The following is a 22,039-nucleotide window of genomic DNA, read 5'->3' as shown; positions in this document are numbered from 1 at the left end:
CAACAAATATAAGCTAGAAACTACTGTAAGAATGAGGAACGCGTTTGTCTTCATCCCAGCCTGATAGCTCAATATTGATCAATGATTTGCGCTGCTCATTACACAGTGAAGCGATATTGATGATAGGCAGTTGACTACGAAACTGCGCTGTAAGGATGACCTTTTTACTTTCGTTAAGGCTGCTTCTGCATTGCCGCAAAATCGCTTCAGTATCTAGTTGGTGTGCGTTTTCGATAATTTGGATATCAGCATTCTCTTGATAGCAATCTATCAACCAAGATACAGCAGGCTCTTCTATGCTGGTGAGCACGATGACATCTTTTGTTGTGACCAATTCTTTGAGTTCAGATAGTTTGAGTTCAGTTTCCATAGTTACCCTCATTCAGCAGCAAATACATTAAAGTCGATTGCCCAGTTTAGCCTGTGCTAAGTGGTAGCCTCTGTCGATCATCTCTTGTGAGCGATCAAACTCTAGGGTGCCACAAGCATTGCGTGGGATCTCAAGCGTGATATCGGCGGGGTAAGCGGCCAGCTTCTGGCGAGCAATGGTCGATTGCATCGCATCAAACGCTTGGTTGGCAATATCGTAAAAAGCAAAATTGAAGCTCATTTTACTTTTTACACTGTTACCGAGATTATCGATAAAGTGAACAACCTTCTCATGCAGGTTACTCTCTTTTGTTGGTAGGGAAACCGGTATCACTTCCTGTTGAAGCATTTCGGGTTCACCACCTAAGTTCACAGCCAGAGTAAAGTCTGTCTTATCACTAAAGGTAGGCGCAATCGGTACGGGATTGAGCACTCCGCCATCAATCAGCACTTCACCATTAATGACATGTGGAGTGAAGAACAGTGGCAAAGAGATGGAGGCGCGAATGGCATCAAACAGAGAACCGGATTGCAGCCAAACCTCTTTTTCTTCGGCGACGTTGGCAGCAACTGCGGTATAAGGGATGGGCAGATCTTCAATTGAAATCTCGCCGATCAGCCCACGCAGTGTGTCGATGATCTTGTCCCCTTTGAACATACCACTCGACTGCCATGAAAAGTCCAACAACATCGCCATATCACCTTGATCGATACTGGTGACCCACTCTTCAAATTCATCCAACTTGCCCGCAGCGTAGACACCACCGATAAGTGCGCCAATTGAACAGCCAGAAATGGATTTTATCTGATAGCCATGCTCAATTAACCAGCGGATGACTCCAACGTGAACCAAGCCTCTTGCGCCACCACTGCCAAGTACCAATGAGATCGTTTTTGCCATCATATTAATCCTTTAGTTTTAAATTCTAGGTGGGCTAACTCGCCGATTTACCAATTCGCCGATCTCAACTCACTGAATCACTCTCAGTCCATACGGGTAATGAAGGTTTGCTCGTCATCGACAAAAGCCACGTAGTCGCCGTGATAGATAAAAACCCGACCACGCCCTTCAACGATACACGCAAGCTGTGGGTTCAAATCTTCTTCAATATCTCTACTTTGAAAAGTGCCGGTATCGGTGATCACACCGCGGAGTTTAGGCAAAAATCCATAACTGCGTTTGGCTTGGTCAATCAGGCTCAACTCGCTGGCGGTAGAAAAGCAAGCTGGGATTGGGCCTGCATCTTCGATAAACATAGTTTTCAGTTCTTCAAAGGCTGTAATTACCAGCCAGTCGATGCCATTTACGTGATGGATAAACATTGTTTATAAATACCTAGTTTCTCGATAACTCTAATGCGGAGATTCTATCACTATCAAGTGCAGAACGTGGGAGAAATTAAGGGACTACAAATAACCAGACACATACTATCTACAGGGTCTAATACTAGTCGTCCGACTCTACGACTAATGTCTAACCGACTGAGTCTATTTGTTTTTTTTGGTTTGGTATAAGGTACTAACAACTAAATGTTAATGAGTTTTTAATTATAAGTTGACGCATTGTTTGCACTTCATACCGTGAGTCAACAACGTTTGTTGGAATAACACGCCTTAGAGTGTGAACGAAAGGAATCAACATGAGCACTACTTTAGAGTCCGTACATATACAAACAGATAAGCCTCAAGCCAATGAGGATGAACTCACCTATGAACAACAACATAAACCAAGCTCAGAGTTTGAATCCCGAGAACAGTATCTAGAACACGAATTGCAAATCATGTCGCCTAAGCGCTGGCGTCCAAATTTGCCGTTTAAAGATTATCGATTTGAGATAGAAGACACCATCCCAGCGATGGCGGCGACCATTGGTAAAGTGGTTATGGTGGGCGCGATTGCAGCCACCTTTGCTGGGGCTCTCGGATTAAATGAAGACTTCATTCTAGAAAACGTTCGTTATGAACTGCTCATCGCCTCTGTTTTCATTATTATTTTCTCTGGCTTTTTATTGCCGACTGCAAACCTCGCAGGGACCCACGGCCCACTTATCCCTTTGATTCCGATTGTGGTTGCAGCAGGTGGACACCCGATGGCGTTTGGCCTGTTGATTGGCGCTTTTGGCCTCATCTTAGCCATCAGTAAAGGTGGCAGCATGTTGGCCAACCTCACCAGTAAAGGCGTGTGTGGCGGCTTATTGCTCTACCTCGGCTTTGTTGGAACCGCCTCTCAAGTGAAAAAGCTTTTCGCTTGGGCTGAAGGAATCGGTATGAGCCACATCGCGTTTGTGGTGATCTTTTGCACCATTATCTTGTACGCGCTACTGGAACACTTCCGCAAACGTTGGTTAGCAGTACCTCTTAGCTGCTTGTTGGGTGGTACGATTGCATTTGCCATGGGCGCCCCATTCGCTTTCCACACTGAGCCAGGCTTACCTAACATGAACCCTATGTATTGGTGGGGAGAAGATACAGGCTGGATGCTTGGCCTACCGACGATTGAACATTTCATGGTGGTATTGCCGTTTGCGATTCTAGCCGTGGCGATGTGGTCACCGGATTTCTTAGGGCATCAAGTATTCCAAAAGATCAGCTACCCAGAACGTACCGAAAAAGTACACATGAACATCGACGACACCATGACCACGGCTTCAATTCGTCAAACGTTCGGTTCTCTGCTCGGTGGTACTAACTTTACGTCTTCATGGGGTACTTATATCGTACCGGCGGCGATTGCTAAACGCCCTATTCCTGCAGGCGCTTTGCTCACGGCTCTGTTCTGTATTATCGCTGCTGTTTGGGGCTACCCGATGGATTTAGCTATCTGGCAACCTGTACTGTGTGTGGCGCTGATTGTTGGGGTATTTGTTCCATTGCTAGAAGCTGGAATGGAAATGACGCGTGAAGGAAAAACCACACAGTCGGCAGCGATTGTTGTGTTCTCTTCAGCGCTCGTTAACCCTGCATTTGGCTGGGCTCTCACCATGCTGTTAGATAACTTAGGCTTAGTCGGTTGTAAAGAACGTAGTAGTGAACTGAGTAAAATGAGCCGCTGGGTATTGCCTGGCATTATGTTTATTGTGCTAAGTGGTGTAATGGCGCTGGTTGGCCTTCTACCGGGCATACCAGCGATTATCCCGAGTTTTCGTTAAGCTCGATTAATATTTAGTTTTAGTAAGAACGCAAAAAGGCCTCGCAATCGCGAGGCCTTGTTTTATCTATCAAACCAGTGAGATAAATGAGTGTCGCTATTGTTTCTGTAGCTTATCGAATCCATTAATTCGCTGATGAAGCTGCGTTCCCATAGTCAACGAAACCAACAGACTAATCAAAGCAATCACTGCTCCAGAAACAAACACCCATTGATAACCAGACATCCAGATGATTCCCAACAGAAATGGTAGGAACACCGCTGCAATATGGTTGATGGTGAATGACAAACTCGCCGTTGAAGCCACTTCATCTTCCCGAATTGTCTTTTTAAAGTAGGTGTTCAAAGCGATCGCAAAACTAAAAATGATACTGTCGACAACATACAACCCCGCTGCCGCATAATGATCATCCACAAATGCGTAAGATAGGAACACCAACACTAACGCGGCATACTCAATGATCAAAGCTAGCCTCTCTCCGACTCGGTCGATAAATCTCCCAACATAAGGTAGAGCAAGAGTTGCTGCTAAGCTGGATACCATAAATAAAGCGGCCATCATCGCAATCGTATAGTGGAACTTGGTCACCATCAGTAAGCCAGCAAATGCCACAAAGATCTGTCTTCTTGCTCCACTCAAAAAGGTAAGAATGTAATAGGTCGTGTATTCACGTCGGACAATGAGTTTAGTGTGTTGTTTAACCTCTGTATGAGTATTTTTAAACGTGACCAAGTACACCGCTAGCCAGAAACATATTGCTCCACAAGTAAAGAAAATAGCCTTATCTGAAACGTCAAAAAGATAGCTCGCGACCATAATGCATAGAAAAGTCACCATCGAGAAGAAAGAGGCAGCAGATCGAATTTTCCCCATTGATTCACTGAAGTTCTTAGTCGCTAACAACTGTGTTGAGAGTGATTTGTTCACCGCTTCTAAATAATGGAAACCAATAGACATGATCGTCGTGCTGAAATAGAAGCCATAAATCGAAGGCAAATACCCCGTCACGGCAACGCCTAGCCCTAATATTGCAACCGACAGTACAGCGACTCTTTGTTCTGAAGCGATGAACAACAGAAACAAAACGGTAAATGAGAGCAAGCCTGGGATTTCCCTGACACTCTGCAATACACCCACATCAGCCCCGGTCATACCAACAGTGTCGACAGCGAAGTTATTCATCACGACTCGCCATCCAGTATTCGCTATCACTGACGCGATAGCGATGATAACCAACATCGCGAATGAGCTCCGCGATGTTAAAAGCCTAAGCCAGAGAGTCATTTAAACCGCCGATTCTAAAAGAAAATCATGAATATGATCGCGCATGAATAAAGCCATCGAAGAGAGGTCTTCCCATGTTTCTTTATTCGTGTGGGTAATGCACTCAACAAAAACTTTGCTTAAGTGTGGCTCAGCATGTAACCAACGACTGACATATTTCCCGGTGTAACACACATGCTGCATTTCATCTTCTAAGATTTTTTGAATCGTTGGACGCATTTGTTTCATGTAATCATCGTCAGACTCATCGATGATCGCCAAATGCAGTAACAGTAAACGCCATGAACGTATTTCAATAGAGTGAACCCTAAACAGGAATGTCTTAAGCTCATCGTCAAAGTTCATGACTTTATCTAACTCATATTGAACTTCATGTTCATGCGTTTCTGTCTCGTACCCAGTAAAAGGGATAAGGCTGGCAAACAACGTAGAATGATTCATCTCATCGTTATAATGACGCAACATAAGCGGCCTTAATTCATCATCTGCATACCGCTCTGCGATCATTCGTAACCTTGCCGCACCTTTAGCCTCATCGATTGCATTGTGTAAAAGGTAGTAAGCCATCATCTTTTTATTTTGAAAAATAGTTCGAGCCAAACCATTCATCATCTCAGAAGTGAAAGACAAATCAGATACTAAATATTTCTCAATGCAATCCTTGTATTCTTTTGAAAGACTCACACCTTGGGTGTCAAATAAACTATAGAGACTGTTTTGTATATTATTCATAAACCATTCCTTTCCTCAGCACACATCTTCAATAAGACACTCTCTCGAGTGCCTTATTAAGAGGGAGCAAGCTAATTAGCGAGACTCTTTTTTGTGGTGTTCTGACGGGGCTGGATTCGGTTCAAAAGCAGCATTTGAGCGTACCAGTCTTGGAGGTTGGCTAGAGATATCTTGCTTCTTAAGTTTTAACGATAAAGCCGCTATTAGTTTTCCGTTCATATTCAGATCCTCAAAAATAATGGTATGTTCTGAGCTTGGTAACGATATGCAACTAAGACAAAGAACACAGAGACAATACAACTCGTTAACAAATTGTTACACGATCATTTTTAGAATGTTATTTTTTGGGATTGATAAGTATTCAGGGAGCTTTTACTTCTTTGATAAATTCATTGGAGATTATTATTTGTCGCTGACGATGATGTACAAATCAGGTCTGTGCCAGTTGGATTGAATAATAAGTAAAACAAAGTCACAGACTTGTCGCAGTTAATGAAATTCCGTGGAACGGTTCAATTAAACCCAAACCTCCCCCCTCTAGCTCCCCCTCAAATGGAGTTCACCGATCTCATTAGATATACGTCCGAGGGGGAGAACATTCTTTGGCGCTGCACATGTAGCGATCTGTATTCAGTTCCTCCCCTTTCCCGCTACCAACAAGAAATTGGAGATGTAAACCAAGGGGAGGTTAGGAGGGGATTATAGGTCAAGTCTCATATGCATCTGATTCACAAGCAATAACGCAACTTGTTACAATACCCATAATTAAAAGATGGTCTTATTTCGCTATACTCCGCGCCTAATTCCAGAAACAGACCTAATACCAATGAATATCTTTAAAGCCTTAACTCTTTCTATAACGCTATTTTTAGTTGGCTGTGCATCTGGTTCAGCAATATTAGTCGGTGAAGCCAGAGACCCAATTACACCTCAAGAGGTTACGCTATATCTTGAAGCGCCTGAGAGCTATGAAAAAATAGCTTTAGTTGACGCATCTAGTGATGCAGGGATGACGAAACAAGGCTCCATCGACTATGCAATCGAAGAGTTAAAAAATCAGGCGGCCAAACTAGGAGCTAATGGGGTCTTACTTCAAGCGACAGGAAGCAACAGCTCTGTAGTATTGGGAGGCGTCGGCACAGACTACCAGTACTTAATCCCTGTTTCAGAACAGACGGTTAATGGAATAGCTATCTACACAGAGTAGTTAATATTGTCCAAGTCAGTTGCCTCGTCAGCACAAACAAAAAGGCCTCGCGCACGCGAGGCTTTGTTTTATCTAAGTTTCAACGAACGATCACCGAAGTAATTGGCGATAGTAAAACCACATCAACTAGAGAGCCATTCATCCAATACTTTGATGAATTTAGGATTAATTAGATAACCGATGGAAGCATGCGGATTGCTTTTTCCGTTTCGAATATTAAGGTTATAGACTGGGTTGATATCTTTCATTCCGCCGGGTATCAGACCAAGTTTGAGCATATCTTTAAAGTCATTTCTAATTTTGCTGTCATGAGAGATAAAATCATCTTCTGCCGATATGTTTATCCATTGCTGAATGTTTAAAGGGTACTTCTTCTCATCTTTCAAGCGGCTCCCTTTTAGCCTATCTTTTACGTTTTCATCGCCTAACGGGGACCCGAGCGTCAGCAATAAGTTGACCTTCTTATCCGCACCATAGTCGTGTCTATACTCTCCGTAATGAGACAACTTCCACAGCACGTCATAACTGATCATCGACCCGAGACTGTGCGATACAATCATCACGTCATCCTGATTATCAAGCGCTTCCTTCAGCTCAACCATTAGCCTATGCCTGACATCGCTGCCAAAATAGGTATCTTCATACCAATAATGCGCCATGTCCGGCGCGACCTTCATTATGAGTGTCTCAGCCACACCCAGTTTTCCAAATAGCGATGAAAAAGTATCTGCTAACGCCTCTTTTAGAAAACCAATTTTAGATACCTTGTTATACGTTGTTTTATTGAACTGGCTTGTCTTGTACTTTTTGAGTTCAGACAACGCTTGCTGCCGACTTGCAGGGTCTTCCGTTAGTTTCTCTAACAATGTGTTTGATAGTTCACCGTAATAAACAAACCGTTTATCGACATCTTTAAAAGCTTGTAATGAACTTGAGTCTCCACAATCTCGCTGCAAGCCATGCTCTATAGCTTCGTACCAGAGTGCTTGAAGGGGAGCTTTATCGGGCTTTTGAGCGCGACCATGAATGAATATTATTTTCTTAGCCATAGCAGGACGTCCTAAACACATAGTTAAAGTGATTATCACTAGAAAGTACCTCCTAAATTCGGTCAGCCCTTACTAATAACAGGGGTGATAATTACGTATCTAGGGGTGGGTGATAGGTCATTTATATAACTATGAGGCCATCGTTTAAGGACCATAAACGAATGAACGATGCGATCATCACTCGCAAATTGAAATGAATGTAGCGAGCAAAAGCTCCAACTCACAAAAAGGCCTCGCACACGCGAGGCCTCAGTTATACTAGCGGGAAATACAGCTCCAACATGTCAACAAACTAGCTAGTTTCGCCTAACCGACCAGTTAATTAAATTGGAAATAAAGAACTAATAAAACAAAAAGATTAAGGGAATTAAGTCATTCTGAACTAGGTTTGGGCAGTGCCGGAGCGAACCTTAATTCGAGTCCAGTAATTTACTTTTCCCAATACCTAGAACTAGATATAAATAGCCCAACTTACTGACCTAATACATCGTCTACTATTCTTCTTTTTTATACCCATCAAGTAGCAACTTCATAATAGGTTCACTGTAGACATAGGCTAGGTGGGCGTTTTTATAGTTTACAATTGAAAACTTTTTAAAGAATGGAACGTAATATGTTTTATCAGCCGAAGGAGCAATAACATTTACATAGTCACCTTTTAGGTTACCCATTCTTTCGCTGTCTAATGGGTATGAAAGAAGGTCATTTGGGTCAGAGAATGCCACGAATCGTACTTTATCATTGCTCTTATCTATTGAATTACTCAGGTAAGGCGAAATCGTTTCATAAGTTTGCGGGATTGCTTCAGGTTTATTTGTCACGTCAGATGTCGCAAGATCGATAAGAGGGACTTGGTTTGCCATCATGTAAACCATTTGAATTTTACCTTTTAAAAGGTCTTGTTCGCCACTTTGATTTAGACGTTCTAGTGAATCAATAAAAATGGAAGACCCTAAACTAAAAGTTACAATGATTACCTTATCTGCAGGGTTTGTTTCTTGGATCCGTTTATACTGATCAATAATCCTCTTCAACACTAAGTCTTTGTAGCTTCCAGTGTACATAAGTGCGTCCGCAAACCCATCATTAACTAATCCATATTTCGCTTGCTTGGTAATATCGAGCCTTTTCTCGTCGAAACTGCTCTGCTGGTCGATAGCATTCAACTGTAATTTTTGAAAGCTCGTTACGTCACTCCAATGCATTGACATTAAGTGAACCGTTTTATCATCGACATTGAAAGTATCAGAACAATGTAGATCAGGGTATTGGAAATCACCCGCTGACAAACCAAACTTTGCTCTTACGCTATTAATGACAGTGCATGGATCAATTGGTTTTTCATCATCAAGCTTCGCGTATCCACTCATACCATGGATAAAGAGTACATTGGTGTTCCCCTCTTTATTAATGATATCAACGATTCCATCAAAACTTCTGTCGTTACCACTTTGGTCTTCAATCACTGTATATGTGTTCTTACTACTGCAGGCACTAATAATAAGAACGAAAACAAGCATGACTAATTTAGTTTTCATATATCCTCCAAATGAACTTTAGTAATATTTACCACAGAGCAAATATCAATCGTCATCCAAGCTTTCTATGTAAGCTTTATTAATCTCGTCTACCATTGCCCCTTTTTGTTTTTTCAATGACTTAGCAAGTTGCCCAAGCAGTTTTGAGTTCGTCGATTCCACCATGGTAAATGTGTAGGTCAAAACATGTACACTCGGAGCATCAGTTGGAGCGCTCGGTGCTTGAAGCATGATTGGTTTAGATTGCTCAATAAATGTTAAAGGTTTGCCGTCGTCTTTTGACTTAAACTCCGCGACTACAATTGGGGTAGTCTGAGAAGTTTTTACTATTCCACCTTTGGAATAAATCGTTTTCCACTTTAGGCTTAAAGAAGCTGTAGCTTTTTTCCAACCTTTTGGTAGTGGTATTGTGTCACCATCACTTGATGTTGCTTGAATTCTTATTAGTGGAAGAGAGTTAGCATTATTGAATACAAGCTGGACTCCATGGGAAGTAGTACCATTATGAGTGACTGTTACTTTTTGTTCGCAATTGACATCTGCTAAACCACTGTTACTGACTCCTATAAAGGTACTATTTTTAAACATAACCTGTTGTTTTGCTGCATTTTCGAGTCTAGTTTGAATTTCATCGATCAGTAGTGTGGCTGCTGCATCAACAACGAAAGCAGTCAATGCGCCTGTTAATTTCTCACCATCCCCAGTGGCAAGTGGCACTATTACACACTCATTATTAAGAATTTCATTAGACAGAGAGAGTTCTTTATCTTTACTCTCAGAAAGAATTGTTGGCGAAGTACAGCCCGTCATTACAACGAGTACGGTAGCGCAAGCTATAATCTTTAACATATAGAACCCCCTCTTGCATATCAACTGTACGAATAATAGTCAAGGACAGTAATTCTTCCTCGAAGTAATAATAAAATGAGATATTAGTTCCAATAAAAAGACCTCACAATACGAAAGGCCTTAGTTTTTCAATCAGCAACTACAGCGCCCAACTTCACTAACTTAACCGCTTTCATCAAGGTTACGTTGAACTGCTCAGGTTGCTCTAGCATTGGGAAGTGGCCTGAGTCTTCAATGTAGTAAATGCTGTAGTCCTTGATGTGCTTCTTGTTCGCTTCTGAATCCGTTGGCCATAGACGAGCGTTCACCAAGATTACTGGCACATTCACGTTCTCGTACACGCGGTGTGCTTCACCTGTTACGTATTGGCCTAGATAATGGCGGAACTGGTTTATCGCGATAGCTGGCGGTGCTGATGCCATGTCTTGCGTTACCCAGTAAAGTAAATCCCCGTCTACATCTTTTGGCAGCGAGTCTTTCACGAACGCAGTAATGCCCGCTTGGAAGTCTGCTTCAAAAGGTTTGGTCATTACATCTAGGTCGCTTTGTGAAACCGCTAGTGCGACGTTTTGCGATGTATCGACACCAATAATGCCCTTCACTCTTTTCGGCATCAGTTTAGCGGCTTCTGCAATAACACCACCCGCCATGGAATGACCGACTAAGATGACGGATTCGAGTTGTTCTTTCTCGATGACGGCTTTGATGTCTTCGGCGAACGCCACCATGGTGTACTCTTGGCGGTTGAACGATGAGTTACCGTGCCCTGCTAAGTCCATAGTGATCACTTGGTACTTCTTTGAAAACTCACTCACTTGGTTTTGCCAAAGCTTACTGTCTAGGCTCCAACCGTGAATGAAGATCAGCGCTGTTTCCCCACTCCCGCTTTTGCCATACGCAATTTTCTCATCATCGTAAGATATCGCAATACCGTACTTAACCGTCGAATCATGAGCCATGGCATTAAAGCTACCAAGCGCCATGAAAACCAAGAGTGTGATGTTTAGAATTAAACGTTTCATAGTGTCTCTCTACTTACTTTAGAGGGAACACAGAAAGCGCCCCTCTCAATCAATATAGCCACTATAAAGTGTGAAGTTGTAGACGGGTCAATAGCAATTTAGATAAAAACCTCTCACGTTTTCAAGACTTAACCAAATCATGTCTGACGCGAGATGAGTAAAGATAACAGAGCCGATTAAGAAAAAGCCTTGTTTAATTAATGCTACTCGACTTCTTATGACTACACTTCTCAAAACTTTATTCGTATTCTTCTTCGCTCTTCACTGAGGCTTTAAAGTATGGCTGCTCTAACGCTAGCGAAACTTCTATTCTGTATTCCATACTTAGCTCTCCTAAAGCAGATTTTTCATCATCACTTTTATACGAAACTTCTACAAATCGATTATCTTCAATTTTATAAAAGTTAATATTTTCAAATAAATTCTTAGATGTTAGCAAAACAAACTTAGTATCAGAAAACCTCAATTTATAAGTCTCTATGCCATCTAAATGACAAATGTAATCAGGGCCATACCCATCAAAATATTCAACGTTAAAATCAGAACTTGCATCAGGGTTATATCGTGATTTTCTAATCTCAACATTCAGCTGATGATCACCAATAAATAAAATCGGTTTACTTATTTCCTTAGAATAGTTGATAAGTGCTTTTATAATTTTATTATTGGTATCAAACTCAATAGGTTTAACATCTTGATAATTAACTAAATACCTCATTATTCTTATATTCAGATCATTATCTATGGCATCTCTCAGCCATTCATTTTCGTTAATTGCTCGGTTTGTCTCTAAACCTAGCGCTACTCTTTCTTTAGGGTATTGAGTAACATTGGCAGAATAAAGTTCGCCCTCATTTTGTTTAAGAGACGAACTAATACTATTGAACAACTTTACTGGGTAGCTAGGAGATACTTGCAAAGTATTAATTGATTCTGAACATGAAAAGCCAAACTGTTTTAATAACTCTTCATCTAACGGAGCATCAATAATAGCCTGAGATTGACGATTATCAAGTTGTTTAATCACCTCATCAATCGACTCATTAAAATAAGTTCTTTTATCTTCAAAATCACTATCAGAAATAAGTATTGAACCATCAATCTCACTCGCTACTTTAAGCCACTCATTAAGGTCGCTTTTAATCGCATCTCTATCCAAATGTCTAAATACATCAGAAAAAATGACCTCTATCCATCGGCTATTTAGTTGCCATTTACTTACCGACAGTGAAATTGCAATTTCAACAAATGCTTTATTGATACTTCTAGGATCATTTGCTCCCCAACCAGAATAGATTCTGCCAGAAACTTTTTTGCTCTCATTTACTCGCCCAAAAGAGTCAAGAATTTTAGTTAACCAAGCTCCGTAACCTCTTTCTTCATAATGCCCGTGATTTCTTTGTCTGATATACGCACCTAATATATCACTAGGTGAGTTACATGTTTTCATAGCGTTATCTATTCCGCCAGTAGGATGAATAGGTGATCCATTTAATAAAGCAAAAACATATTCTTTTATTTTTTCATCATCTACTGAATTCGGCTTTAACAGCATATAGCAAGCGGCTAAAATTCTAATATCAAATGCGGTATTGGCTACAGCAAGCTCAAAAGCAACATCAGCCTTATAACCTTCATTATTAGTAATCGCAGTCCAAAGTTCATTATCTGGCTCAACATTTAAAGTTACATGTGTAATTATTTGCGAATGCCAGCTGTATTCTTCATGTCTATATCGATCAAAAGAAAACTTTCTAAACCAATTATTAAGCATATCAACACCCCAGCCAGCTGCTTCAATATTTCCATACCTTAAAGCGGTAATAGGCATATGAGCAGTATATTCAAGGTGAGATAGAAAATAAGGCAAGTTTTCGATTGAATCTACTGAACGCTTTGAGCGTAACTCAATATAATCAAGCCAACCTTCCCATGAGCCAACAAAGTCATATAAGACATCTTCATATTTATTTGAAATTCTAAGCTCTGATGAGTGTGAAGAATATGATCGCCACTCCATCAACAATGACCACATAAAGTAGCTACCTTGAATTAATGAAACACCTTCCTTGACTATCTTTTGATCTCGTTGACTAAAAATTCGCTTGTGCAAATATATAGCTTGAACATAAAACTCACTATTCTCAGGAATTAGTTCTGTTGCAGCTTTTGAGAGTAAATAATACTCAGTTAATAGCTCATCTAAGTAGCTTCTACTGAACCAACCTGAGTTTGGTAGTAATAACCAGTTATCTTCTTCTTTACTATCATTAATAAAACCAATGGCTGAAGCTATTTCACAATGCCAATGTGAAATATCGTTCATAGCAATTTTAAATGCAGAAATGTCCTTATCTCTTATAGCATCTTGAGCTTCACCAATAATACCTTGAACAATAAAAACAAGACTTTCAGAATCTAATTCATTATCTTTTGAAATAGTTTTAAAACACTTTCTGACAAACCAACATGTCAACTTACTTAAGTTAATGTTGTTATATTTAATAAGATTCAGCTTTTTAGAATTTGATTGCCAGTAAGGGTTAATAACAATGACTGGCTTTGATTTTTCTACCTTAATAAATAAAGTCAAACCTTTGCTAGCAAGCCACTTACTAACAGTTAAGTCTAAAAACCAATGAGCCAATTTTAGCTTTAATATCTGAATACCTATAATGATATTTAAAAATCGAAAGTTAACATTGTGAACTAAATGAGGAGAATTATATTGAATATCAACATGGTGCATCTCATCATCTGAAATGTGATAGGTTTTGACCGACAACACACTTGTTTCAGTGTTCGTCAGTAGCTTATTGTTTATACAATTCTCTAATAACAAACCTCTTAATCGGTTACGAATATCGTGCTCACACCATTCATGAATGGTGTAACGCATCATTAATTTTTTAGCTGACTTTTCATCTAGCAATTTAAAAGTACTAACGAAAAACCATATGGTTAACGACACATTAAACATCATCCAAATAACTGATGTCAGGCATAATGCAAGATATGAAGAATCAGATAAACTGGCACTTAACAAAAAACTAATAAGGATAAACATGGCGAGAAAAAAGCCACTAAGCCCAGCAAACATAACGCCTGAGTATTTCTTATAAACAGGAATTAACGTTTTCTTAGATGACTTGTTCTGAAAAAGTAAACTCACTAAACCTATTGCTAGCGGATAAATGACAGCAGCTATGGTAAGTTGTGCCGTAAACAAAATATCTTGCCACTCGATTAGCTTTTTCCAATAAGGAAAATATTTAATTGTGGATTTTGCGAGGTCAACCTTCCAAAGTAGCAAGCATGACGTAATCAAAAAAGCCAATACAAAGAGTAAACACGCATAGATAATATAACGTTTTGACCATGTTAAAATGTTACGTTCAACTAAGGTCCATCGACTATCTAAAAACGATTTGTTTTCATAAAGCGACTCTTTAATGTTTTTATCTACGTTATATTGGAGCGTATTAAATATTTTTTCAAACCAACTCAAACCAATAGTCCTTTTTATTGATTACTGCTTATACTTATTCTTCGAGATAAGTTTTGATTATAATGCATATGTAATGTTATAAAATCAGATATATACTGTAATAAATTAGATAAATTTGCCACTATATTAGATGTTTACCATGCCTAGCGTAACACTTTCATGGTTAATTTAGGAGTTCCCATAACTCATTTCTATCTAATAACGAATTAACGCCCTACTCTCTATTCGACCTACAACAAAAAAGGCCTCGCAATGCGAGGCCTTTGGTTTTCTATCTATCAGAAGAGATTAGTCGCGAAGTGCTGCGCCGAATTTCTCTGAGATTGAAGCTACGATAGCATCTACTGAACCAGCGATATCTGCATCTTCAAGTGTGCGCTCTACAGACTGTAGGCTAAGTGCGATTGCTAGGCTCTTCTTACCTTCTTCAACGCCTTGACCAACGTATACGTCGAACAGTTTAGCGCCTGTTAGGAATTCACCACCAGCAGCGATACACGCTTCTACGATGTCGCCAGAAGCAACTGCTTCATCAACAACAACGGCGATATCACGACGGTTTGCAGGGAACTTAGATACTGCTACTGCTTCTGGAAGCACGCGAGTGTTGATAGCTGCCCATTCGATTTCGAATACGATAGTACGGCCGTTAAGACCAAACTTACGCTCTAGTTCTGGGTGAACAGTACCAATGATACCCACTTCTTTGCCGTCTACTACGATAGCCGCAGTTTGACCTGGGTGAAGTGCTGGGTGCTTAGCTGCTTTGAAGCTGTATGCGATTTCGTTTGCAGAAAGCTCAAGAACTGCTTCTAGGTCACCTTTAAGATCGAAGAAATCTACAGTGTTAGTTGCAATGTCCCAGTGCTCTTCGCCACGAGTACCAGAGATAACGCCCGCAAGCATCATTTCTTGGCGCATGCCGTTTTCAGCCGTTGCTTCAGGGATGAAACGTAGGCCTGATTCGAATAGACGAACGCGAGACTGTTGACGCTTCTGGTTGTGAACAACTGTGTTTAGTAGACCTTGGATTAGGCCAAGACGCATTGCTGACATGTCCGCAGAGATTGGGAATGGCAGGATTAGCGGCTCAACACCAGGTACAACAAGTTTTTGCTGTTCTGGTTCTACGAAGCTGTATGTGATTGCTTCGTGGTAGCCACGGTCTACAAGAAGGTCACGAACGCGCTTAAGCGGTTGGTCAGCTTCTTTGTGGTCATTCATTTTAAGTGCCGCTTTAGGCGCTTGGTTTGGAATGTTATCATAACCGTAGATACGACCTACTTCTTCAATTAGGTCTTGCTCGATTGCGATATCAAAACGCCAAGATGGAGACGTTGCCGTCCAACCAGCATCAGTCGTTTCAACTTCACAACCTAGGCGAGTAAGAATTTCCACTACGTCTGTAGATGGGATTTCGTGACCTAGTAGGCTGTCTAGCTTAGCGCGACGTAGAGCTACTACGTTTGCTTTAGGAAGTGAGGCTTCAGATTCGCTGCCGTTTACTGGCGCAACTTCACCGCCGCAGATTTCAACTAGAAGCTGTGTAGCACGCTCCATTGCTGCTGCTTGTAGTGTTGAATCAACACCACGTTCGAAACGTAGAGAAGAATCAGTGTGAAGGCCGTAAGCACGCGCGCGACCACGGATGTGATCCGGTGCGAAGAATGCTGCTTCAAGAAGTACGTCTGTTGTTTCAGTAGTAACACCTGAATCTTGACCGCCAAAGATGCCAGCGATTGCTAGTGCTTTGTTGTGGTCAGCGATAACAAGCGTGTTGCTGTTTAGTTCAGCTTCGTTGCCATCTAGAAGTGTTAGCTTTTCGCCCTGCTCTGCTAGACGAACCACGATACCGCCTTCGATCTTAGCTAGATCAAATGCGTGCATTGGTTGGCCTTGCTCTAGCATCACGTAGTTTGTGATGTCTACAACTGGGTCGATTGAACGGATACCACAACGGCGCAGTTTTTCTTGCATCCAGATTGGAGATTCCGCTTTCACGTTTACGTTCTTAACCACACGGCCAAGGTAACGTGGACAAGCATCAGTTGCTTTGATTTCAACAGATACTGTGTCTTCAATGCTTGTTGCAACAGCGTCAACTGTTGGCTCTGTAACGTCTGCGCGGTTTAGTACGCCAACTTCACGAGCAAGGCCACGGATGCTGAAGCAGTCTGCGCGATTTGCTGTTAGGTCTACGTCGATAGTTACGTCGTTAAGCTCTAGAAGCTCACGTACGTCCATACCTAACGTTGTGCCTTCTGGCAGCTCAAGGATGCCGTCAGACTCTACGTCGATACCTAGCTCAGAGAAAGAACAAAGCATGCCGTGCGATGGAACGCCACGTAGTTTTGCTTTCTTGATTTTGAAGTCACCAGGAAGTACTGCGCCAACTGTTGCTACTGCTACAGTTAGGCCAAGACGACAGTTAGATGCACCACAAACGATGTCTAAAAGTTCTTCTTCGCCGATATCAATTTTTGTAACTTGTAGTTTGTCTGCGTCTGGGTGCTGACCGCACTCAACCACTTTACCTACTTTAACGCCGGTGAATTCACCAGCAACAGGTTCTACATCGTCAACTTCCAAACCAGCCATAGTGATTTGGTGAGCTAGCTCTTCGCTGTTAATTGCAGGTTTAACCCACTCGCGTAGCCAAGATTCACTGAATTTCATAGTTTTGACTGCCCCGGATTACTTGAATTGTTTAAGGAAACGAAGGTCGTTCTCGAAGAACGCACGAAGGTCATTTACGCCGTAACGAAGCATCGTTAGACGCTCTACACCCATACCGAATGCAAAACCAGAGTATTTCTCAGGGTCGATGCCAACAGAGCGAAGTACGTTAGGGTGAACCATGCCACAGCCTAGAACTTCTAGCCATTTGCCATCTTTACGTTTCACGTCAACTTCAGCTGAAGGCTCTGTGAACGGGAAGAATGAAGGACGGAAACGCACTTCAACTTCTTCTTCAAAGAAGTTACAAAGGAAATCGTTAAGAATGCCTTTAAGTTGTGCGAAGTTTACGTTCTCATCCACTAACATACCTTCCACTTGGTGGAACATTGGCGTGTGAGTTTGATCGTAGTCGTTACGGTAAACACGACCCGGAGCAATGAAGCGGAATGGCGGTTTGCCGTTTTCCATCGTACGGATTTGAACACCAGAAGTGTGCGTACGTAGCATTAGATCAGGGTTGAAGAAGAAAGTATCGTGATCAGTACGAGCTGGGTGATCGTCTGCGATGTTTAGTGCATCAAAGTTGTGGAATGCATCTTCGATCTCAGGGCCAGACTCAGTGCTAAAGCCAAGCTCACCAAAGAACTGTTCGATACGCTCAACAGTGCGAGTAACTGGGTGAAGACCACCGTTCTCAATGCGACGACCTGGTAGGCTCACATCGATAGTTTCTTCAGCTAGTTTCGCTTCAAGCTCTGCACGTTGTAGTGCGTCTTTGCGAGCTGCGATCGCTTGTTGAACAGCACCTTTCGCTTTGTTGATCTCTTGACCAGCAGTGCGACGCTCTTCAGGTGGAAGTTTACCTAGGCTTTGTAGTTGAAGAGTTAATTCACCCTTCTTACCTAAATACTGAACTCGCACTTCATCAAGTGCGACTAACGAATCTGCTGTATCAATAGCAGTCGTTGCATTAGCAATGATCTCTTCTAGATGTTGCATCATTTCCTCATCTACCAGTTGGTAGTGTCCGTATCGGATGATTAGTTTTTTTAGATAGCTACACATAGTAATCAAACACGCAACCAATGCCAAATTGAATCGCTAAAAGAACAAGTTATTGCCTAAAAACACGGCAAATTTAACAGGATATTAATGAGGAGTAGGAAGAAGTGGAACAATTACAGGTTCCACTTCTTAATTTGGAAATGACCTGAAGGCTAGATCTGAATAGAACAAACGCTGTTCTTCCCTGCGTTTTTTGCTAAATAGACGGACTCATCCGCCGCTTTAATCAATTCGTTCATGGTTTCGAATTCTTGGGTCATTTCAGCGACACCGACACTAATACTGCCAATCCAAACTTGATGACTGGTTTCAACCTCTAATTCAGACACTTTCTGTCGAGCGGTTTCCGCGATGTACATCCCACCTTTAAGGTCGGTGTTTGGGCAAATAACCAAGAACTCATCGCCACCTAACCGGCAAACAATATCATCATTACGGAACGTGTTTTTCAGTTCACGCGAGAGGGTTTGTAGCACCAAGTCGCCTGCATCATGGCCGCTGGTGTCATTAATGCGCTTGAAGTGGTCGGCATCAATCATAATACACACTAAAGGCATGCCCAGTTCTTTGGAGTCTTGCCAATGCAGCGCTAACTGTTTAAAAGCACTACGACGGTTATGCAAATTAGTAAGAGAGTCGGTTAATGACAGTTCTTCAAGTCTCTTATTCGCTCGTTTTAATTCTGCCGTACGTTCCTCAACTTTATCTTCGAGTAACTGGTTGAAGCGTAACAACTGTTTGTTTCGTTCAGAGACTTGTTCAAACAGGCCGTTAAGCGCAGCCAACAGCGGGACAGTCGCAGAATCTTGCTGCTTTTCTTCCGCTTCAAAGGCTTGCAGAGGTGTTGCACCCTCTTCTATGGCGACCATTTGTCGCGCCATGTTTTGGTCGATGCCGAGGATGTGATAAGTAAGCCAATGGATGAGGAAGTCCAATAACTGCCGTGCTGACACCTGATCTTCTTCTAAGATGAAAGCTTGCATACCGTAGATATCTTGCTTAAATACACGATGCACTTTGATGTGTTCTTCAATGTGTAACTCATGTACACCGCAATCTCTCATCAAAGATTCTTCTTCTTTAAAGTGAAATTCTGCATAGCGCGCGAGTTCGAGTAAAGCGATGTTAATGTCGTCTATAGAGATAGTATTCTCTGACAAAAGATTTCCGTAGTGATTGATAAAACCAACAAGGTATTGATGTTGTTCATCTACAACACCAATGCCTGTTTCAAAGTTTTTATCCCAATTAAATAAATTCATAAATCCCTTAGGGCCGATACCACCAGCACGATTTACATGCATATTCGGAGGTTATAGATACTCGAAAAATACAACCATTTTACCTTTGGGACTATTCGATTATTTGCTCTATTTTATAAAAAGATGACATTAAACATTCTAAATATTGCGCTTCTTAAATCTGAGACGCCCCCTTTAGCAAGAGCGCCCCACGAAACCAATGCTAACTTTTCGGGAAATGCTAACTTGTTGGAAATGCTAAATGGTTGGAAATACTAACTTTTTGTAAAGACTAAAAATAGTATTCCAACGCCAGTTCAACAAAATCATCCTTACGAGCGAAGAACAACAAGTCTTCTGGGGTTTCGTTCTCAAACAACCAAGCGTTCAATCGCCACTTGAGGTTGTTATTGATGCGGCTTGAAGCTTCGAGCTTCGCGCTGTAGACATCGCTGTTATCTAAGTCTTGAGTAATGCCTGTAAGCACTTCGGTGCCGTCTTCATCATTCAAGGCGAAACGAGCACCAAGAAACACATCGTTTTGGCCGATGGTTTGGGCATTGTTACCTCTGCTGTCATACAAGTATTCCGCAATGAAGCCGATGTCCCAGTACGATTCAAGCGCCCCTACCCAAGTGTATTCAAAGCCTGTCGCCACGCCGGTATGGTTGTCGTAGCTGTCGCGATAAATGCTTTCCAGCTTCCATAACCAGTCACCGATAATACCTTGAACATCGAGTCCGAAGTGCTGCATTTGCGCGTAATACGGTTTGAGCTGATTGCCTTCCACATGGTAATAAGGGTCGCGATTTGTGCCGCCTAAGTAGCTTAATCCCACATCCCAATCGCCGTACATTTGGCTATAACGCAATGCCACATCGACGTGCTTTTCTTCTCTCGACGATTCGTAAAGCGCATCATCCGATACAGGTACAGTTGGCCTTAATCGACCGTCTTCCCCTGCAAAGGTACGCTCACGAAAATACGGCAGTAACATGGCATCGATGGTTCCCCAGTCTTTGATTGAGGTAAAGTGGACCATTGGCTGACCTAACTTCGACTCACCATCGACCGATTCAATGGCATCGGTTTGGTTTACCACATCCACCAAATGCGCCGATTCGGTCACACCCCAGAACACCTTGCCGACACCGGCTCGCAGTTCGTAGTCATCCCAATACGTTAGGTATAGAGCTTCGCGAACGTCACCATGGGTTCGTTCATCGTCTTCGCTATCTAGGCGGTAAAACGGCGTGAAGGTAAAGCTGCCATTGCCCTCTTGTTGTTCCCAATAAAACTCTGGTTGTAACACCAGCGAGCTTTGCCCTTTATCTTGCCCTTGCAAGCCGTCGCTAAAGAACTGCCTGTGTTCAAGGTTAACCTGCCCTGCTAGCTCCGGGGTGACCTGTTCTACGAATTCAGAGCTAAAACCAGCCGCAACACATGGCAACGACACCTGCATAAGCCCAACTGTCGCTGCCAAGGTTAAAGATAACTGCGTTCCTGTTAACACAATCCTTTTCATATTCCTGCCTTATTTCGCACGTTTTAGTGTGTTCTTTTGGAAATCCTTGTCTTTAAGACCGGTCTGGAACACTAAATCTGTCGTGGTTAATACGGTGCTTTTGCCTGTTTGATGGTTTTGCATCGCCATGGTGTGTGCGCGCCAGTATTGGTTTAGGTACTGTTTGTAATCTTGGAACGATAGAGTTTTAAGCAGTGCGCCTTTGCGGTCGTAAAACTCGACTTTCATTGGGCGGTAGTGCTGTTGGTCTAGCCATACCTTTTGCATGGTGTAGCCTGAGTTTTTATCGGTCGGTACTTGCTCTAAAACAAAGGTGTCTACGCCTTCCAGTTTCGCGTCTTCAATGTAGTTGAAGGTGTACTTTTCAAGTTCAAACGAGCTTAAGTCCTCATACGCAAATTCACTGCCCATAAACGGGCCAGATTTGTTGCGTGAAGAGATGCGTTTTACACGCTTGAGTGCAGGAAGATACAACCACTGGTCATCGGATTTGGTGATGTGCGAATGGTTTAGGAAAGCCGTGCCTTTTACGTCGCGTGGTTCATCAAAAATGGTTAAGCCTTTGTCGCCATCGTCATCGACTTCCAAAGATTTCAATCGCATCAGACGTGTACTGCTTTCGCCCTGTTTGTTGCGAAGTAGCATTTCCATGGTTGCGACAGAATCGCCCCACCCGACATCGACCGCTTTACGTTGCTCGGCAATTTCTAAGCCTTTCGCAGGGTCTGCTAACGCTGGGAAAGCGGCGAATGTGCTCAGTGCCAACGAGCTAACAGTAAGTAATGTAGTAGCGAATGTTTGTTTAACGCTTTTCATAAATAT

18 protein-coding genes are annotated in these 22,039 nt (G+C 42.1%); 2 read left to right on the top strand and 16 right to left on the bottom strand.

What is annotated here, in order from left to right; genetic code table 11:
• Positions 1-13 precede the first annotated feature (13 nt).
• The 3 genes from AB4185_RS03690 to AB4185_RS03680 all read right to left on the bottom strand — a co-directional run bounded on the left by AB4185_RS03690 (position 14) and on the right by AB4185_RS03680 (position 1,692).
• Positions 14-382, bottom strand: a complete 369-nt coding sequence (locus AB4185_RS03690) for a hypothetical protein (RefSeq protein WP_032546992.1) — start codon at positions 380-382, stop codon at positions 14-16.
• A gap of 15 nt (positions 383-397) precedes the next feature.
• Complete coding sequence (locus AB4185_RS03685) at positions 398-1,270, bottom strand: patatin-like phospholipase family protein (RefSeq protein ID WP_065583529.1); 873 nt, start codon at positions 1,268-1,270, stop codon at positions 398-400.
• A gap of 83 nt (positions 1,271-1,353) precedes the next feature.
• The gene (locus tag AB4185_RS03680; RefSeq protein WP_017059071.1) at positions 1,354-1,692 is read right to left on the bottom strand and encodes a hypothetical protein; all 339 of its coding nucleotides are present in this window, start codon (positions 1,690-1,692) and stop codon (positions 1,354-1,356) included.
• Positions 1,693-2,009: 317 nt separating this feature from the next.
• Between AB4185_RS03680 and AB4185_RS03675 the strand changes: the two genes are divergently transcribed.
• Positions 2,010-3,518, top strand: a complete 1,509-nt coding sequence (locus AB4185_RS03675; RefSeq protein WP_372134885.1) for a DUF3360 domain-containing protein — start codon at positions 2,010-2,012, stop codon at positions 3,516-3,518.
• Positions 3,519-3,614: 96 nt separating this feature from the next.
• On the opposite strand, the gene AB4185_RS03670 is transcribed toward AB4185_RS03675, so the two are convergent.
• The 3 genes from AB4185_RS03670 to AB4185_RS03660 form a co-directional block, all read right to left on the bottom strand.
• On the bottom strand, positions 3,615-4,757 hold the full coding sequence (locus tag AB4185_RS03670; protein WP_065583540.1) for an MFS transporter: 1,143 nt from the start codon (positions 4,755-4,757) through the stop codon (positions 3,615-3,617).
• A 45-nt stretch (positions 4,758-4,802) separates the two neighbouring features.
• Entirely contained in the window at positions 4,803-5,534 is a 732-nt protein-coding gene (locus AB4185_RS03665; RefSeq protein WP_065583531.1) for a GTPase, read from the bottom strand.
• Positions 5,535-5,609: 75 nt separating this feature from the next.
• On the bottom strand, positions 5,610-5,753 hold the full coding sequence (locus tag AB4185_RS03660; RefSeq protein WP_157938615.1) for a hypothetical protein: 144 nt from the start codon (positions 5,751-5,753) through the stop codon (positions 5,610-5,612).
• Between the two features lie 607 nt (positions 5,754-6,360).
• Here AB4185_RS03660 and AB4185_RS03655 point away from each other — a divergent pair.
• Complete coding sequence (locus AB4185_RS03655) at positions 6,361-6,741, top strand: hypothetical protein (RefSeq protein WP_372134883.1); 381 nt, start codon at positions 6,361-6,363, stop codon at positions 6,739-6,741.
• Between the two features lie 122 nt (positions 6,742-6,863).
• Here AB4185_RS03655 and AB4185_RS03650 read toward each other — a convergent pair whose 3' ends face one another.
• From AB4185_RS03650 to AB4185_RS03605, 10 genes are all read right to left on the bottom strand, one after another.
• Positions 6,864-7,790 (bottom strand): hypothetical protein, encoded by a 927-nt coding sequence (locus AB4185_RS03650; RefSeq protein WP_102333218.1) that lies wholly within the window; start codon positions 7,788-7,790, stop codon positions 6,864-6,866.
• A 494-nt stretch (positions 7,791-8,284) separates the two neighbouring features.
• The gene (locus AB4185_RS03645) at positions 8,285-9,328 is read right to left on the bottom strand and encodes a hypothetical protein (protein WP_017091242.1); all 1,044 of its coding nucleotides are present in this window, start codon (positions 9,326-9,328) and stop codon (positions 8,285-8,287) included.
• Positions 9,329-9,373: 45 nt separating this feature from the next.
• Entirely contained in the window at positions 9,374-10,177 is an 804-nt protein-coding gene (locus AB4185_RS03640; RefSeq protein ID WP_017091243.1) for a hypothetical protein, read from the bottom strand.
• Between the two features lie 128 nt (positions 10,178-10,305).
• Complete coding sequence (locus tag AB4185_RS03635) at positions 10,306-11,199, bottom strand: alpha/beta fold hydrolase (protein ID WP_372134880.1); 894 nt, start codon at positions 11,197-11,199, stop codon at positions 10,306-10,308.
• A 238-nt stretch (positions 11,200-11,437) separates the two neighbouring features.
• A complete protein-coding gene (locus AB4185_RS03630) occupies positions 11,438-14,707 on the bottom strand; it encodes a hypothetical protein (RefSeq protein WP_102333215.1) in 3,270 nt (1,089 codons plus the stop codon).
• A 288-nt stretch (positions 14,708-14,995) separates the two neighbouring features.
• Positions 14,996-17,383, bottom strand: coding sequence for a phenylalanine--tRNA ligase subunit beta (gene pheT / locus AB4185_RS03625; protein ID WP_372134878.1), 2,388 nt, complete (start codon positions 17,381-17,383; stop codon positions 14,996-14,998).
• Between the two features lie 18 nt (positions 17,384-17,401).
• On the bottom strand, positions 17,402-18,385 hold the full coding sequence (pheS, locus tag AB4185_RS03620; RefSeq protein WP_004734764.1) for a phenylalanine--tRNA ligase subunit alpha: 984 nt from the start codon (positions 18,383-18,385) through the stop codon (positions 17,402-17,404).
• Between the two features lie 218 nt (positions 18,386-18,603).
• Complete coding sequence (locus AB4185_RS03615; protein ID WP_372134876.1) at positions 18,604-19,755, bottom strand: GGDEF domain-containing protein; 1,152 nt, start codon at positions 19,753-19,755, stop codon at positions 18,604-18,606.
• A 229-nt stretch (positions 19,756-19,984) separates the two neighbouring features.
• Entirely contained in the window at positions 19,985-21,217 is a 1,233-nt protein-coding gene (locus tag AB4185_RS03610; protein WP_372134874.1) for a hypothetical protein, read from the bottom strand.
• Between the two features lie 9 nt (positions 21,218-21,226).
• Positions 21,227-22,033: an outer membrane lipoprotein-sorting protein gene (locus AB4185_RS03605; RefSeq protein ID WP_017060448.1), complete on the bottom strand. Its 807-nt coding sequence runs from the start codon at positions 22,031-22,033 to the stop codon at positions 21,227-21,229.
• Between the last annotated feature and the right edge of the window lie 6 nt (positions 22,034-22,039).

The organism is Vibrio sp. 10N.286.48.F5 (assembly GCF_041469785.1).
In the GTDB taxonomy this organism is placed as follows: Bacteria; Pseudomonadota; Gammaproteobacteria; order Enterobacterales; family Vibrionaceae; genus Vibrio; species Vibrio crassostreae_C.
The sequence above is the reverse complement of the archived record's forward strand: the minus strand, read 5'-3'. Positions and strand labels throughout refer to the sequence as shown.